Here is a 17,111-nt window from a genome sequence, read left to right on the forward strand (position 1 = left end):
GCGGTGTTGCGGCCCAAGGTGGACGCGGCGTGGAACCTGCACGAGCTCACCCGTGACCTGGACCTGTCGGCGTTCGTGATGTTCTCCTCGGCCGCCGGAGTCTTCGGTGACGCGGGACAGGGCAACTACGCCGCCGCCAACGTCTTCCTCGACGCGCTGGCGGCGCACCGCAGGGCTCAGGGGCTGGCCGGGCTCTCGCTGGCCTGGGGTTTCTGGAACCAGCGCAGCGGCATGAGCGCCCATCTGGACGACACCGACATCGCGCGCATGGAGCAGTCCGGTGCCCGAGGCCTCTCCTCCGAGGAGGGGATCGCCCTGTTCGACGTGGCCCGCGCCTTCGACGAGGCGCTGCTCGTGCCGATCCATCTCGATCTCGCCGCGCTGCGGGCAGGGTCCGCCGCGCCGCCGGCGTTGCTGCGAGGACTCGTCCGCACCCCGGCCCGCCGCGAGGTGACGGCGTCCGCCACCCCCGCGTCCGGCGGTGACTCTCCCCTGCGGCGGCAGTTGGAAGGACTCCCCGAGGCCGAGCGGGACCGCGTGCTCGTCTCCCTGGTCCGCACGCAGGCCGCCACCGTGCTCGGTCACACCGACGCCGACTCGGTGCCGCCAGGCCGCGCCTTCAGGGAACTGGGCTTCGACTCGCTCACCGCCATCGAACTGCGCAACCGGCTCAACACCGCCACCGGCCTGCGCCTGCCCGCCACCCTCGTCTTCGACTACCCGACCCCGGAGGTCCTGGCCGAGCACCTCAGGGGCAGGCTGCTCGGAGCCGGAGTCTCCGCCGCGCACGCCGAGCCACCCGCACCGGTCTCGGCGCCCGCGGACGACGACCCCATCGTGATCGTCTCCATGAGCTGCCGCTACCCCGGCGGCATCGACTCGCCGGAGGCGCTGTGGCGGCTGCTGGCCGAGGGCAGGGAGGCCGTCTCCGAGTTCCCCGCCAACCGGGGCTGGGACCTGGAGCGGCTCTTCGACCCCGACCCCGCCCGGCACGGCACCAGCTACGCGCGCGGCGGCGGCTTCATGCACGACGCGGGCGAGTTCGACGCGGGCTTCTTCGGTATCTCGCCGCGCGAGGCCCTCGCCACCGACCCGCAGCAGAGGCTGCTGCTTGAGGCGTCCTGGGAGGTGCTGGAGCGCGCGGGGATCGCCCCCGACGCGCTCAAGGGCAGCTCCACCGGCGTGTTCGTCGGAGCTTCGAGCACCGGATACGCCACCGGGCTGGCGAAACTGCCCGAGGGCGTCGAGGGCTACCTGCTCACCGGCAACTCAAGTTCGGTGATGTCCGGCAGGGTGGCCTACGTACTCGGCCTCGAAGGCCCGGCCGTCACGGTGGACACCGCCTGCTCGTCGTCGCTGGTGGCACTCCACCTCGCCTGCGACTCCCTGCGACGGGGCGAGAGCACGCTCGCGCTGGCCGGCGGTGTGACGGTGGTCTCCACTCCCGAGCTCTTCGTGGAGTTCAGCCGCCAGCGCGGCCTCGCCCCCGACAGCCGGGTCAAGTCCTTCGCGGACGCCGCGGACGGCACGGTGTTCTCCGAGGGCGTCGGCATGGTCGTCCTGGAGCGGCTGTCGGACGCGCGTCGTAACGGTCATCCGGTGCTGGCGGTGGTGCGGGGCAGCGCGGTCAACCAGGACGGTGCCAGCAACGGCCTGTCGGCTCCGAACGGCCCCTCCCAGCAGCGCGTCATCCGCCAGGCGCTCACCAACTCCCGTCTCGCGCCGTCAGACGTCGACGCCGTGGAGGCGCACGGCACCGGCACCACGCTCGGCGACCCGATCGAGGCCCAGGCCCTGCTCGCCACCTACGGTGAGGGCCGCTCCCCGGAGCGTCCGCTCTGGCTGGGCGCGATCAAGTCCAACATCGGCCACACCCAGTGCGCCGCCGGGGTCGCGGGCGTCATCAAGATGGTGCTCTCCATCCACAACGACATGCTCCCGCGTACCCTCCACGTGGACGCGCCCACCTCGCACGTCGACTGGTCGGCGGGTGCGGTGTCGCTGCTGACCGAGCCCGTCGAGTGGCCGGAGAACGGTCACCCGCGCCGCGCGGGTGTGTCGGCCTTCGGTATCAGCGGTACCAACGCCCACGTCATCATCGAGCAGGCCCCCGCCCCCGTCGACACCGACATCGACAGCGGCATCGGGAGCGACACCGGTGCCGAGGTCGAGGTCGAGGTCGTGGAGTTTGCCGGCGGGTTGCCGTTGCCGTTCGTGGTGTCGGCGCGCGGCGAGGAGGCGTTGGGTGCGCAGGCCGCGCGTCTGGCCGGGCACATCGAGGAGCGGCCGGAGATCGATCTGCTGGATATGGCGTACTCGCTGGCGACGACGCGTGCTGCCCTCGATCATCGTGCGGTGGTGGTGGGTGGGGACCGTGAGAGTGTGATGGCCGGGTTGTCGGGGCTGGCCGGGGGAGTCGCGGGTTCGGGTGTGGTGCGGGGTCGGGCGAGTGGTGGCCGGGTGGCGGTGTTGTTCACCGGTCAGGGCAGCCAGCGGGCCGGGATGAGCCGGGAGCTGTACACGCGGTTCCCGGTGTTCGCGGCGGCGTTGGACGCGGTGATCGCGGAGCTGGACCCGCTACTGGACGGGTCGCTGCGTGAGGTGTTGTTCGCCGAGCCGGGGTCGGTGGAGGCGGGGTTGCTGGATCGGACGGGGTGGGCTCAGCCGGCGCTGTTCGCGGTGGAGACGGCGCTGTTCCGGCTGGTGGAGTCCTGGGGAGTGCGGCCGGATGTGCTGGCCGGTCACTCGGTCGGGGAGATCGCGGCTGCTCATGTGGCGGGGGTGTTGTCGCTGCAGGACGCGTGTGCGTTGGTGGCGGCGCGGGCGCGGTTGATGCAGGCGCTTCCTGTGGGTGGGGCGATGGTGTCGGTGCGGGCCTCCGAGGAGGAGCTCGTCGAGCTGCTGGCCGGGCGGGAGAAGGAGGTGTCGGTCGCCGCGGTGAACGGTCCCGCGTCGGTGGTGGTCTCCGGGGCGGAGGAGGCGGTTCTGGCCGTCGCGGCCGAGTTGGACGCTCGTGGGGTGCGGACGAAGCGGTTGCGGGTGTCGCACGCCTTCCACTCCCCGTTGATGGATCCGATGCTGGAGGACTTCCGCACCCTGGCCGGGACGCTCACCTACGATTCGCCGCGGATTCCGATCGTGTCGACGTTGACCGGGGAGTCGGCTACGGCTGAGCAGCTGTGTTCGCCGGAGTACTGGGTTCGGCATGTGCGTGAGGCGGTGCGGTTCGCCGATGGGGTGGGGGTGTTGGTTTCGGCGGGGGTGGAGACGTTCGTGGAGGTGGGGCCGGAGGGGGTGTTGTCGGCGATGGGGCAGGAGTGCCTGGCCGGTGACGGTTCCGGTGGTGCTTTCGGTGATGGGCCGGGTTCGGCTGGTTCGGGGGGTGGGTCTGGGGCGGTGTTCGTGCCGGTGATGCGCCGGGATCGTGGTGAGGCTTCGGAGTTGGTCACGGCGTTGGGCACCTTGCATGCGCGGGGGGTGGCCGTTGACTGGGAGGCGTTCTTCACCGACGCCGCCACCGCCGCGTCCGTCGCTCCTGCCGACGTGACCGCCGAGAGCGGCACGGCCACGGGTGCGGTCGCCGTGGACGGCACCGTGGCGCGTGCGAGGAAGGCGCGCAGGGTGGAGTTGCCGACGTACGCCTTCCAGCACCGCCACTACTGGCTGGAGACCGGCGACCTCACCGCTGACGCGTCCGGTTTCGGACAGGTGCCCGCCGAGCATCCCCTCCTCGGCGCGGTGGTGGCGTTGCCCGACTCCGGCGGCGCCGTGCTGACCGGACGCGTCTCGCTGAGCAGCCATCCCTGGCTGGCCGACCACACCATCCTGAACACCGTCATCGTGCCGGGTACGGCCTTCGTCGAGCTCGCCGTCCGCGCGGGAACCCAGGTCGGCTGTGACACCGTCGAGGAACTCACCCTGGAGACCCCGCTGGTCCTTCCCGGCAGGGAGGGCGTCGCGCTCCAGGCGGTCGTGGGAGGCGCCGACGACTCCGGCCGCCGCCCGCTGTCGCTGTACTCGCGGACCGGCACGGGCGACGAGCCGTGGACCCGGCACGCCACCGGCCTCCTCGCGCCGTCCGGCCCGTCCGGCGACTTCGACCTCGGCGAGTGGCCGCCACCCGGCGCCGAGCCTGTCGAGCTCACGGGGCTCTACGAGCGACTGGCCACCGAGGGGGCCGGCTACGGCCCGGCCTTCCAGGGACTGCGCTCCGCCTGGCGACGGAACGGCGAGGTGTTCGCCGAGGTCGCGCTGCCCGAGGGCGTCGCCGCCGACGCCGCGCTCTTCGGCGTCCATCCGGCCCTGCTGGACGCCGCGCTGCACGCCATCGAACTCGGCGAACCGGCCGAGCCGGGCCGGCCCGTCGAGCTGCCGTTCGCCTGGAACGGCGTCGCCCTGCACGCGACCGGCGCCTCGTCGGTGCGGGTGAGGGTCTCCAGGAACGGTTCCGACACCGCCTCGCTCCAGGTGGCCGACGGCACCGGTGCCCCGGTGGTCACCATCGGGTCGCTGGCCATGCGCCCGGTCTCCGGCGAAGGGCTCGGTGCCGCCCGCGACTCGCTGTACCGGGTGGACTGGACGGCGGTGCCCGTCGTCGAGGGCGACGGGGAGTGGGTCGTCCTCGGGACCGAGGACGACCGGCTGGGCCGGGCGCTGCGCTCGGCGGGACTCGACGTCTCCTTCGTCGCGAACCTCGACGCGTTGCGCGCCATGCCCGTCAGGCCGAAGACCGTACTGGTTCCGGCCCTCTCCGGCGGGGACGGCAGTGCGACGGAGACGGCGAGGACCGCGACACTCCGTACCCTGGACCTGCTCGGTACCTGGCTCGCCGACGACCGCCTCGCCGGGACCAGGCTGGCCGTGGTGACCCGCGGCGCGGTCAGGACCGGCTCCGGCGACGGCGCGCCCGACCTCGCGCAGGCTCCCCTGTGGGGCCTGGTCCGCGCGGCGCAGGCGGAGAATCCGGGCAGGTTCCTCCTCCTGGACGTGGACGGCTCCGACGACTCCCACCGCGCGCTGTCCGGCGTGCTGGACATGGGCGAGTTCGAACTGGCACTGCGCGACGGCCTGGCCATGGTGCCGCGCCTGGCCAGGACCGGCTCGGCGGGCCTGTTGACACCACCGGCCGGCGGGGGAGCCTGGCGGCTGGAGGTGACCAGGCAGGGCACGCTGGACAACCTCGCGCTGTCCGCGTGCGACGCCCGTGATCGGCCGCTGGAGTCCGGCGAGGTGCGCGTGGCGATCCGCGCCGGCGGCCTGAACTTCCGTGATGTCATGATCACCCTCGGCATGTATCCCGGCCGGGCCGACCTGGGCGCGGACGCCGCCGGGGTGATCACCGAGGTCGGACCCGGGGTGGTCGGCCTCGCGCCCGGCGACCGCGTGATGGGCCTCATCGACGCCTGCTTCGGCCCGTACGCGGTGGTCGACCACCGGATGGTCGTGCCGATCCCGGCGGGCTGGTCCTTCGCCGAGGCGGCGTCGGTACCCGCCGTGTTCGCCACCGCCTACTACGGCCTCGTGGACCTGGCGGACCTCAAGGAAGGGGAGTCGGTGCTGGTCCACGCGGCGGCCGGTGGCGTCGGCATGGCGGCCGTCCAGCTCGCCGCCCACCTGGGCGCCGAGGTGTTCGGCACGGTGAGCGACGGCAAGCGGGACGCGCTGCGGGCCCTGGGCGTCCCCGACGACCGTATCGCCTCCTCCCGCGACCTGGACTTCAGGAGCCGCTTCCTGGAGGCCACCGGTGGCCGAGGCGTTGACGTCGTGCTCAACTCGCTGGCCCGGGAGTTCGTGGACGCCTCCTTGGACCTGCTGCCGCGCGGCGGCCGGTTCGCCGAGATGGGCAAGACCGACGTGCGATACCCGGAGGAGGTCGCGGCGCAGCATCCCGGAGTCGCCTACCGGGCGTTCGACCTCTCCGACGTCGGCCCCGGCCGGACCGCGGAGATCCTGGCCGAGTTGGTCCGGCTGTTCGAACGGGGTGTGCTCACCCCGCCGCCGATCCGCACCTGGGACGTACGCCGCGCGCCCGAGGCGTTCCGGTTCATGGCGCAGGCCAGGCACGTCGGCAAGCTCGTGCTCACCGTGCCCGCGCCGCTCGACGGGAACGGCACGGTGCTCGTCACCGGTGGCACCGGCGGTCTCGGCGCCCTCGTCGCGCGGCACCTCGTCACCGGTCACGGAGCCCGCCACCTCGTACTGGCCGGTCGGCGGGGCATCGACGCCCCTGGTGCCGAGCGGCTCCGCGACGAACTGACCGGGCTCGGAGCCGAGGTCACCGTCGCCTCGTGCGACGTCTCCGACAGGGAGGCCCTGGCCGCGCTTCTGGGCGACCTGCCCGGCGGCCACCCGCTCACCGCGGTCGTCCACACGGCCGGAGTCGTGGCCGACGGCGTCATCGGGTCGCTCTCGCCCGGCCAGGTCGACACGGTCTGGCGGCCGAAATCCGACGCGGCCTGGCACCTGCATGAGCTCACCCGCGGCCTCGACCTGTCCGCGTTCGTGCTCTTCTCCTCCTCGGCGGGCACGCTGGACGGTGCCGGGCAGGGCAACTACGCGGCGGCGAACGCCTTCCTGGACGCACTGGCCGAGCACAGAAGGTCCGCGGGCCTGCCCGCGCTCTCTCTCGCCTGGGGCATGTGGGCACCCGAGATCGGCGGCATGACGGCACAGCTCGGCGAGACCGACCTGCGCCGGCTGCGTGCCTCCGGCCTGCTGCCGCTCACGGCCGAGGCCGGGATGGCGTTGCTCGACCGGTCGCTCGAGTTCGGGGAGGCCACCCTGGTCCCCATCCGGCTGGATCTGGCGGCCCAGCGCTCACGGGCCGAGGCGCTTCCTGCGATGCTCCGCGGCCTGATCACCACCAGGACTCGCCGGGCGGTCCGCGAGGCGGCTTCGGCCCCGGTCGAGCAGTCGTTGCGGCAGCGGCTGGAGTCGCTGTCGGCCACCGGCCGCGACCGCCTGCTGCTGGACCTGGTGCGCACCCACGTCGCCGCGGTCCTCGGACACCTGGACGGTGACGCGGTGGATCCGCTCAGGCCGTTCAAGGAGCTGGGTTTCGACTCGCTGACCGCTGTGGAACTCCGTAACCGGCTCGGCGCCGCCACCGGCGTGCGGCTGCCCGCGACCCTCATCTTCGACTACCCGACCCTGGCCTCGGTCGCCGACCACATCAGGACCGAACTCGTCGCCGACGAGCCGCCCTCGGCGACGTTGGAGGCGGAGCTCGCCAGGCTCGAACACGCGATGGAGACCGCGGCGCCCGATCCGGTGGAGCACGAGAGGATCACCGGCCGGCTGCGCGCGCTCACCTCCAGATGGATCGAGACACACCGGAGGGAGGCGACGACGACCGGTGGGACCGAGTTGGAGTCGGCGACCGCGGACGAACTGTTCGACATCCTCGACAGTGAGCTGTGACGGGCTTCGACCTGGGATGGACTCCTCGCGCCCCGCGCGAGGAGGTCCTGCCCCGGGACATCCGGGCCCTCACCGCCACCCGTCGCAGGGATGAGCTGTATGGCCCCTCCGGCCGATGTGCCGGCTATCAGCCGCTGATTACGCTTCGGCCTATGGACAGCGAAGGGTTCCGCGCGGAGAGTCAGGAAGTCGAGGAGATCGTCCGGCTCGACTCGGTGCAGAAGACCTACCGGAGCGGAGCGGACGTCGTCGTCGCTCTGGGAGGTGTGACGATCGGCTGCCCGCGCGGCAGTCTCACCGCGATCATAGGGCCGTCCGGGTCGGGCAAGAGCACGCTGCTGCAGTGCGCGGCCGGGCTCGACAGGCCGACCTCGGGAACGGTGACCCTTGAGGGGAGGGAGCTGAACGGGCTCGACGAGGCGGCGCTGACGGAGTTGCGCCGTGAACGGATCGGCTTCATCTGCCAGAAGTTCAACCTGCTGCCCGCACTGGACGTTGAGGAGAACGTCGTCCTGCCCCTCTCCCTGGCGGGCAGGGCCGCCGACCCTTCGCTGCTTGCCGAGGTGATGCGCAAGGTCGGGCTGGCCGACAGGACGCGCCATCGGCCGTACGAACTCTCCCCCGGACAGCGCCAGCGGGCCGCCATCGCCCGTGCCCTGGTCACCCGCCACCCGGTGATCTTCGCCGACGAGCCGACCGGCGCGTTGGACGCCCGCGCCACCGAGAGTGTCCTCGGGCTGCTGCAGGAGGCCGCGCACGAGGGCGGCCGGACCGTCGTCATGGCCAGCCACGACCCGCTGGTCGCCTCCTACGCCGATCGCGTCGTCTTCCTCGCCGACGGCCGCGTCGTCGACGAGCGGAGCCTGCCGATGGACAGGGCGGTGGTCCAGAGGATGTCCCACCTCGGCATCTGGGACAGGCCACCGAGGCCCGAAGGGGGGAACGTCGGCTGATGTGGCGCCTCGCCCTGCGCACGCTGTCCTTCCGCAAGGATGTCTTCGCCGCCGTCTTCACCGCGATGCTCCTCGGTGCCGTGATCGTCTCGGCTGCCGGTGCGCTGATGGAGACCGGCATCCGGGGGAAGGTGCCGCCCCAGCGCCTGGCGGGGGCGCCGATCGTGATAGTCGGTGACCCGTCCTATCCGCTGCCCAAAGCCGACCTGCGAGACGAGGACACCGAGTGGACGCGTTTGACCGAACGCGTGCGGCTCGGTGTCGGCCTGCTCGACACCCTGAGGGCCGTCCCCGGGGTGGACCGGGTGATCGGTGACCTGTCGTTCCCCGCCACGGTCCTGCTGGGGGGCAGGCCTGCGGGCGTCGGGCACGACTGGAGCTCCGCCCGGCTCGCGCCGTACGAGCTGGGCGCCGGCACGCCGCCGGGGAGTCCGGGAGAGGTGGTGCTCGACGCCACGCTGGCCCGGAGTTCCGGCGCCGGGGTGGGAGACCGCGTCGAGGTCGCGGTCGGCGGCGTCGCCGAGACCTACCGGGTCACCGGTGTCGCCGCGCCCGCGGACGGTCGCGCGATCACCGAGGCCGCGATGTTCTTCTCCGCGTCCGACGCCCGGCGCCTGGCCGGGCACCCCGGCACCGTCGACGCCGTCGCGGTCCTGCCCGCCAGGGGGATCGACACCGGGGTGCTCCGGTCGCGGATCCAGGCCGCGCTGCACGGTCACATGGCGACGGCTCTGGTCGGTGACGACCGCGGACTGGCCGAGTTCCCCGAGGGCAGGGACGGCGGCGAGAACCTCGTCGTCATCTCCGGGGTGACCGCGGGGACGACGCTCCTGGTCGCCGCACTCGTCGTGGCGGGCACCCTCGGCATGTCGGTCGAGCACCGCAGTCGGGAGATGGCGCTGCTGAAGGTGATGGGCACGTCCCCGGCGCGGATCCGGCGCATGGTGTCCGGGGAGGGGATGACGGTCTCCGTGCTCGCCGTCGTGCCGGGCTGCCTGCTCGGCCCCTATCTCGGACACTGGTTGTTCGGGCGGTTGGTGGCCGACGGTCTGGTTCCCGAGGTCATGCCGTTCCAGCAGAGCTGGATCCCGGTCGTGGCCGCCGTCGCGACGTGCCTGCTCGCCGCCGCGGCGGCGGTGTTCCTTCCGGCGAGGCGGGCGTCGATGATCCCGGCCGTCGAGCGGCCCGCCGGCACCGTGCCCCAGCGGCGGCCGCTCGGCCTGGTGCGATCGGCGATCGCGCTGATCTGCCTCGCCGGCGGTGTGGCGCTCGCCGTCTCGGCGGCGGTGGCACCCCGCCCACCCGGGGTGATCGCCGTCTGTCTGACCGTGGTCGCGCTCTCCGTGGGGCTGACCCTGGTCGCCCCCCGCATGACGGTGGCGATGACCGAGGCCCTGCGCCGGCCGGTCCGCGCGGTCTTCGGCCAGCCGGGGCATCTCGCCATCCTCAACACCCGGGCGCGGACCGTCCGGGTGGCCGCCGCGGCCACGCCCATCATGCTCGTCACGGGAATCGCCCTGGCCAACGTCTACCTCCAGATGTCCCCGGCGGGCGTGGCCGAGCGCGCGTACGTCAGGGACCTGCGCGCCGACGTCGTGCTCACCGCGCAGACCGGCGGTCTGGCCACCGACATGCTCGCCCGGGTCCGGTCGATCCCGGGTGTCGCGGGGGCCTCGGAGTTCGTGACCGGCACCGTGTTCCTGGAGAGCCCGTACGACGCCTGGCAGGGCGAGGACGGGTGGCCGGTCCGGGGGGTCAACGCGGAGGGCGCCGAGCACGTCATGAAGCTCAGGCTCACCGCCGGTACGCTCGCCGCGCTGCGCGGGCACAGCGTCGCGCTGGCCGAGGGGCACGCCCGGCAACTCGGCCGCGGCCTCGGCGACACGGTCAGGATCCGCCTGGGCGACGGACACGCGGCCGAGTTGAGGGTGGTCGCGCTGCTGTCGGCGAGGGCGGGTGCCGAGACGGTCCTGATGCCCGCCGACCTGCTGGCTCAGCACACCACGGCCGGTCGGCCGCCCCAGATCCTCGTGCGCGCGGTCTCGGACGGAGACGTCCCCCGGGTGGCCGCGGCCCTGGCCGGAGTGGCGCGAGCCGTGCCGGGGCTGCGGGTGAGCGGTGACGACGTGTTGTCCGGCCCGCACACCGAGCGGCAGCGGACGCGGGCATGGGTGAATCACCTGCTCATCGGGACGACACTCGCCTTCGTCGTGATCTCGGTGATCAGCACCCAGGCGGCGGGCGCGGTACGACGGCGCAGGGAGTTCAGGCTGCAACGGCTGATCGGCTCCAGCCGGGGGCAGATCCTGCGGATGATGGGCGTCGAGGGGGTCCTGGTCGCCGTCATCGGCGTCGTGCTCGGCACCGCGTGCTTCGTGCCCTTGCTGCTGCCCTTCACCGTCGCGGTCAACGGCTCCCCGCTCCCCTCTGGACCGGTGTGGCTCTACGTCATCGTGGTCTGCTCCGTCGGCCTGTCCGCGCTGATGGGAGCTCTGTCGCCCGCGTGGATCGTCACCCGTCCCCGCCGCGTCCGCTCCGCCGACTCCGGGGGCTCCTAGCGGGTCACGGGTCGCCGGCTTCCGGCGCACGCCTTCCCCTCCGCCTGCCCGCGTGGCCCCGGTCGCGAGGGGGCGTCGCGCGCGGTGTTCCAGCCGGGGTTCACCGTCTAGGGGGAGGGGGGCACGACACCCCCTCCCCTCGCCGTCCCGGTACGTCTCCACATGCTCTGACCTGGTCGTGCCGCCGGCGGCACGACCAGGAAGCCCGGGTTCTCCTCAGGGGAGGCTGAGGGGTGCGCTAGGGGTCGGTTTCATCGCACCGACATAGGTAGCGTGCTACTTGGTTCGGCATGGAAAGCGGCGGACAGCAGTTTTCCCACCTTCTGGAATCGGTGCGGGTTATCCGCGACCGCGAAGCACGAAGACGAATTCGCTGATCTCGCGGTAGGCAGTCTGATCTCGTTTGAATGAAGTCCGGAGGAAATCTTCATGCGTGTCCTGTTCACCCTGCATGCCGCGAACGCCCATCTCTTTCTGGTGGTACCGATCGCGTGGGCGCTGAAGGCCGCCGGCCACGAGGTGATCGTCGCCACCCAGCCGGACATCCTCGACGAGGTCACCCGGACCGGTCTGACCGCGGTATCGGTGGGTGAGATGTCCAACGTGGCCGAGCGGCTCGCGGCCGTCCCCGTCGACCAGCAGATCTTCGGTTCCGGCTACGACATCGCCGAGGAGCGGCCCGACGTCCTCACCTACGAGTACGTGCGCGACTGCATGGCCTCCTTCGCCTCACCCCTCGCCTTGGATTTCATCACGGACGAGTCGATGTACGACGACCTCGTCGCCTTCTGCCGCCACTGGCGTCCCGACCTGGTGGTCTGGGACTCGATCACCTTCCCCGGCCCGGTGGCGGCCCGAGCCTGCGGCGCCGCGCACGTCCGGTCGACCTTCGGCAGGGACCACTGGGGGCGGATGCGCTCGCTGTTCCTGCGGCTGAGGGAGACACAGCCGGGGCACCCCGTCGAGGACCCGGTGGCCGACTGGGTCACCGCGAAGCTGGCGAGGTACGGCTGCGAGTTCCACGAGGACACCATCCTGGGCCAGGCCACCATCGACTCGATGCCGGTCTGGACGCGTTTTCCCGTCGAACACGACTACCTGCCCGTTCGTTTCGTCCCCTACAACGGCCCCGCCGTCTTCCCGGACTGGCTGCGCGAGGCCGGATCCGGGCGGCCCCGGGTCTGCTTCACCCTCGGCGTGTCAGGGCGCGAGGTGTGGGGCGGGAACGGCAGCATCGGAGCCACCGACCTGTTCGAGGCCGTGGCCGACCTCGACCTCGAACTGGTCGCGACCCTCAACACCGCCCAACTCGATCCGGGGGAGAAGGTTCCGGACAACGTGCGGATCGTCGACTACGTCCCGCTCAACTCCCTGCTGCCGGGTTGCGCGGCGATCGTCCATCACGGCGGCACCGGGACGTTCGGGACCGCGATCGCGCACGGGATTCCGCAGCTCGTCGTCCCCGCGAAACTCTACGACGAGGCGGGTATGGCCCGGCGGCTGGCCGCCGAGGGCGCGGGCCTCGTCGTAGAGCCGGAGGACCTCTCGGCGCGGACGCTCAGGGAGAACCTGCTGCGCCTGATCGACGAGCCGTCGTTCAGGGAGAACGCGACCCGGCTCGGGGGCATCGCCGAGGCCACCCCGGCCCCGCACGATCTCGTACGCGACCTGGAAGGGCTGGTCGCCCGCCACCGGGCGGAGAGCGGCGAGCCGACGCCGGCCGGCTGAGGTTCGCCGGCGATTCACCGGAACGCCGAACACGGGCCGCCCCGCGACGCGAGCGCCCTTTTCCTTTACGCCTCGACCCGAGACGCACGGTTCGACCGGGTGAGGCCTCCGAACGGTCTGACAGGGGTGACGTGGTGGAGAACGACGGCAAACTTCTCGATTATCTGCGGCGGGCGACGACCGATCTGCGAGAGGTCAGGCAAAGGCTGCGAGAGGCCGAGCGCAGGGAGACCGAGCCGATCGCGATCATCGGGATGAGCTGCCGGTTCCCCGGGGGTGTGGACAGCCCGGAGGCGCTGTGGCGACTGCTGGCCGAGGGCGGCGACGCCATCTCCTCGTTCCCCGAGGACCGTGGCTGGGACGTCGACGACCTCTACGACCCCGACGCGGACCGTCCGGGCAAGAGCTACACGCGCTCGGGCGGCTTCCTCTACGACGCGGCGGGGTTCGACCCGGCCTTCTTCGGGATCAACCCCCGGGAGGCGGTGGCGATGGACCCCCAGCAGCGGCTGCTGCTGGAGACCGCCTGGGAGGCGTTCGAGGACGCGGGGATCGATCCGCTGTCCGCGCGGGGCAGTGCCGTCGGCGTCTACGCGGGGGTGATCTACCACGACTACGGCTCCAGGGCCCGCGCCGTCCCCGACGAACTCGGCGGCTACATCGGCAACGGCAGCGACGGCAGTGTCGCCTCCGGGCGGGTCGCCTACGTGCTGGGCCTGGAGGGGCCCGCGGTCTCGGTGGACACCGCGTGCTCCTCGTCCCTGGTGGCGCTGCATCTGGGGGTTCAGGCACTGCGTCAGGGCGAGTGCTCGATGGTGCTGACGGGCGGCGTGACGGTCATGTCCACGCCGAGCACCTTCGTGGAGTTCAGCCGCCAGCGGGGCCTCGCCCCCGACGGCCGCTGCAAGGCCTACGCCGCCGCGGCGGACGGCACCGGCTGGGGTGAGGGCGTGGGCATGCTCCTGATGGCACGCCTCTCGGACGCCCAGCGCGCCGGACACCCGATCCTGGCGGTCATCCGCGGCTCGGCGATCAACCAGGACGGTGCCAGCAGCGGGCTGACCGCGCCGAACGGACCCGCACAGCAACGGGTCATCCGCCAGGCGCTGGCCAACGCGCGTCTGTCGGCCGCCCAGATCGACGCCGTCGAAGGACACGGCACCGGCACCGGCCTCGGCGATCCGATCGAGGCCCAGGCGCTGCTCGCCACGTACGGGCGGGAACGCCCCGAGGGCAGGCCGCTCCGCCTGGGCTCGATCAAGTCGAACATCGGCCACACGCAGGGGGCCGCCGGCGTCGCCGGTGTGATCAAGATGGTGCTGGCGATGCGGCACGGCGTCCTGCCCCGTACCCTGCACGTGGACGAGCCCTCACCGCACGTCGACTGGTCGGCCGGTGACGTCACGCTGCTGACCGAGGCCGAGACCTGGGAGAACGGCGGCGCCCCGCGCAGAGCCGGTGTCTCCTCCTTCGGAGTGAGCGGCACCAATGCGCACGTCATCCTGGAGGAGGCTCCACCGCTCACGCCGGAGGCCGCGGACGGTACGGAGAACGCGGGCGGTACGGACAAGGAGGGCGACGTCGCCGGCGGGTACGGCTCATCCCCTGTGCTGCCCTGGGTGATCTCGGGAAAGGACGAGGAGGCGCTGCGTGCCCAGGCGGAACGCCTCGCGGCGCACGTGGACGCGGACGCCGGGCTGTCGCCGGTCGACGTCGGGCACGCCGCCGTCACCTCCCGCGCGGCCTTCCCGCATCGCGCCGTGGTGGTCGGCACCGGCCGTGCCGACCTGCTGGCGGGCGTGCGCGCCGTCGCCGGACACGACGCCGCGCCGAACGTCGTGCGCGGCGTCGCCGTCCCCGACCCGAGGGTGGTGTTCGTCTTCCCCGGGCAGGGAGCGGCGTGGGCGGGGATGGCCGTCGAGCTGATGGACTCCTCACCGGTGTTCGCCGCCCGGATGGCCGAGTGCGCCGACGCGCTCGCGACCTTCGTCGACTGGAAGCTCGTGGAGGTGCTGCGCGGCGAGCCGGGCGCGCCACCGCTGGGACGGATGGACGTGGTGCAGCCCGCGCTGTGGGCCGTCATGGTCTCACTGGCCGAGCTGTGGCGCTCGTACGGTGTCGAACCCGACGCCGTCGTCGGTCACTCGCAGGGAGAGGTCGCCGCCGCCTGCGTGGCGGGCGCGCTGTCGCTGGAGGACGGCGCCCGGGTGGTCGCGCTCCGCGGCCTCGCCATCGGCGAGGAGTTGTCCGGCCACGGGGAGATGATAGCGGTCTCGCTCCCGGCCGAGCGGATGCGGGAACTGCTGGCACCCTGGGGCGACCGCGTGGCGGTGGCCGCGGTTAACGGTCCCGGATCCGTGGTGCTCTCCGGCGAGACGGAGGCCCTGGACGAGTTGCTGGAGCGGCTGGTGGCCGACGGCGTCCGCGCCAGGAAGATCCCCATCGACTATCCGTCGCACTCGGCCTACGTGGAGCCGCTCAGGGAGCGGATCCTGGCCGACCTGGAAGGGATCGCCCCCAGGTCGGCGGAGGTGCCCTTCTACTCCACGGTGACCGGCGAGCCGATCGACACCGCGGAGCTCGACGCCGGTTACTGGTACGCCAACCTCAGGCGGCAGGTGCGCTTCGAGGAGGCCACCCACGCGCTGGTGCGGGAGGGGCACGGGCTGTTCATCGAGATCGGCCCCCACCCGGTGCTCACCGTGGGCGTCCAGGAGACCGTGGACGCCGCGGCCGGTACCGCGGTCGTCGTCGGCTCCCTGCGGCGCGACGAGGGCGGCATGAACCGGTTCGTCACCTCGCTGGCCGAGGCGTACGCGCACGGGGCGCCGGTGAACTGGGAACCGCTGTTCGCCCCCCACGACCCTCGCCCGGTGAAGCTCCCCACATACGCCTTCCAGCGCGAGCGGTACTGGCTGGACGCCACCGACGCGATCGACCTGGCGTCCACCGGCCTGACCGCGGCCGGTCACCCGCTGCTCGGCGCGGCGGTGACATCGGCGGGAACCGGCGAGGTCCTGCTGACCGGACGGCTGTCGACGCGCACGCACCCGTGGCTCGCCGACCACGCCGTGGCGGGCACGGTGCTGCTGCCGGGTACGGCGTTCGTGGAGCTGGCGATGCGTGCCGGTGACCGGGTGGGGTGCGGGACGGTGGACGAGCTGACGCTTGAGGCACCGCTGCCGCTGAGGGAGGGCGGCGTGCAGGTGCAGGTGTCGGTGGGGGCGTCGGACGAGACGGGCCGCCGCCCGGTCACCGTCCACTCCCGCCCCGAGGGCACCGACGACGAGGCGGACGCGCCCTGGACCCGGCACGCCACGGGTTTCCTCGTCGCCGACATCCCCTCAGAGCCCTTCGACCTGGCCGAGTGGCCTCCGGCGGGTGCGACGGCACTGGAGGTGGACGGCCTGTACGAGCGGCTGGCGGGCCAGGGATACGAGTACGGCCCCCTGTTCCAGGGGCTGCGGGCGGCCTGGCGGCGCGGCGAGGAGATCTTCGCCGAGGTCGCCCTCCCCCAGGACGCGCGAGGAGAGGCGGGGAGGTTCGCCCTGCACCCGGCGCTGCTGGACGCCGCCCTGCACGCCGAGGCGCTGCTGGATGGCGGGTCCGGCGAGGTGAGCCTGCCGTTCGCCTGGTCCGGCGTCTCCCTGCACGCCGAAGGGGCCGCCGAGCTGAGGGTGCGTCTGTCGCCCGCCGGCACCGACACGGTCTCGCTCCGGCTCGCCGACGTCTCGGGGAGCCCGGTGGCCTCCGTGGAGTCCCTGCTGTCGCGTCCCCTCCCGGCGGACCGGCTTTCCGCGGCGGCCGACGCCCGCCGCGACTCCCTCTTCCGCGTGGACTGGACGGTGCCGCCACTCGCCGAGGTCCCCGCCGGGCAACGGTACGCGGTGCTGGGCGCCGACGGGATCGGGCTGGCCGAGGCACTGCGCGCGACCGGTGCGGAGATCGAGGAGTTCGAGGGGCTGGGGTCGTTGGCGGCCTCCGAGGTCGTTCCGGATCTGGTGTTCGTCCCCTTCCAGCCTCCTGAGGGGGAGGAGGACGGAGATGTCGCGGCTCGGGTACGGGCGGCGACGCACCGGGCTCTGCGGCTGGTGCGGGAGTGGCTGGCCGAGGAGCGGTTCGGGTCGGCGCGGCTGGTGGTGGTGACCCGTGGCGCGGCAGCCGTGCACGGCGACGACGTCACCGACCTGGCGGGCGCCGCGGCCCTTGGCCTGCTGCGCGCCGCCCAGGCGGAGAACCCGGACCGCCTCCTGCTGGTGGACCTCGACGAGAGCCCCGTTTCCGGTACGGCGTTGCTCACCGCGACGACCCCGGACGAGCCGCAGGTGGCCGTACGTGATGGAAAGGCGTGGGCGCCGCGCCTGGCGCGGGCGGCGGGCGGGGACGGGCTCGCGGTGCCGGCGGGGGTGGCCGAGTGGCGGCTGGACGCGCCGGTCAAGGGGAGCCTGTCGGA

Annotated in this window: 5 protein-coding genes; all 5 read left to right on the top strand. The window is 72.7% G+C overall.

Annotated features, from left to right (window positions below):
* Positions 1-6 precede the first annotated feature (6 nt).
* Positions 7-7,419, top strand: a complete 7,413-nt coding sequence (locus ACIBH4_RS39295; protein ID WP_399173867.1) for an SDR family NAD(P)-dependent oxidoreductase — start codon at positions 7-9, stop codon at positions 7,417-7,419.
* Between the two features lie 152 nt (positions 7,420-7,571).
* Positions 7,572-8,372: an ABC transporter ATP-binding protein gene (locus ACIBH4_RS39300; protein ID WP_362770309.1), complete on the top strand. Its 801-nt coding sequence runs from the start codon at positions 7,572-7,574 to the stop codon at positions 8,370-8,372.
* Entirely contained in the window at positions 8,372-10,930 is a 2,559-nt protein-coding gene (locus tag ACIBH4_RS39305) for an FtsX-like permease family protein (RefSeq protein ID WP_362770311.1), read from the top strand. The genes ACIBH4_RS39300 and ACIBH4_RS39305 overlap by 1 nt, the downstream gene beginning before the upstream one ends.
* A 429-nt stretch (positions 10,931-11,359) precedes the next feature.
* A complete protein-coding gene (locus ACIBH4_RS39310) occupies positions 11,360-12,658 on the top strand; it encodes an activator-dependent family glycosyltransferase (RefSeq protein ID WP_362522314.1) in 1,299 nt (432 codons plus the stop codon).
* Between the two features lie 131 nt (positions 12,659-12,789).
* A partial coding sequence (locus ACIBH4_RS39315) for a type I polyketide synthase (RefSeq protein ID WP_399173870.1) occupies positions 12,790-17,111 on the top strand: 4,322 nt, incomplete at its 3' end.

The organism is Streptosporangium sp. NPDC050284 (genome assembly GCF_044459525.1).
Classification (GTDB): domain Bacteria; phylum Actinomycetota; class Actinomycetes; order Streptosporangiales; family Streptosporangiaceae; genus Streptosporangium.

What these genes read in the sequence shown, in the direction of transcription:
- ACIBH4_RS39300 (WP_362770309.1), top strand. Translation starts at nt 7,572, where the DNA reads ATGGACAGCGAAGGGTTCCGCGCGGAGAGTCAGGAAGTCGAGGAGATC.
- ACIBH4_RS39305 (WP_362770311.1), top strand. Translation starts at nt 8,372, where the DNA reads ATGTGGCGCCTCGCCCTGCGCACGCTGTCCTTCCGCAAGGATGTCTTC.
- ACIBH4_RS39310 (WP_362522314.1), top strand. Translation starts at nt 11,360, where the DNA reads ATGCGTGTCCTGTTCACCCTGCATGCCGCGAACGCCCATCTCTTTCTG.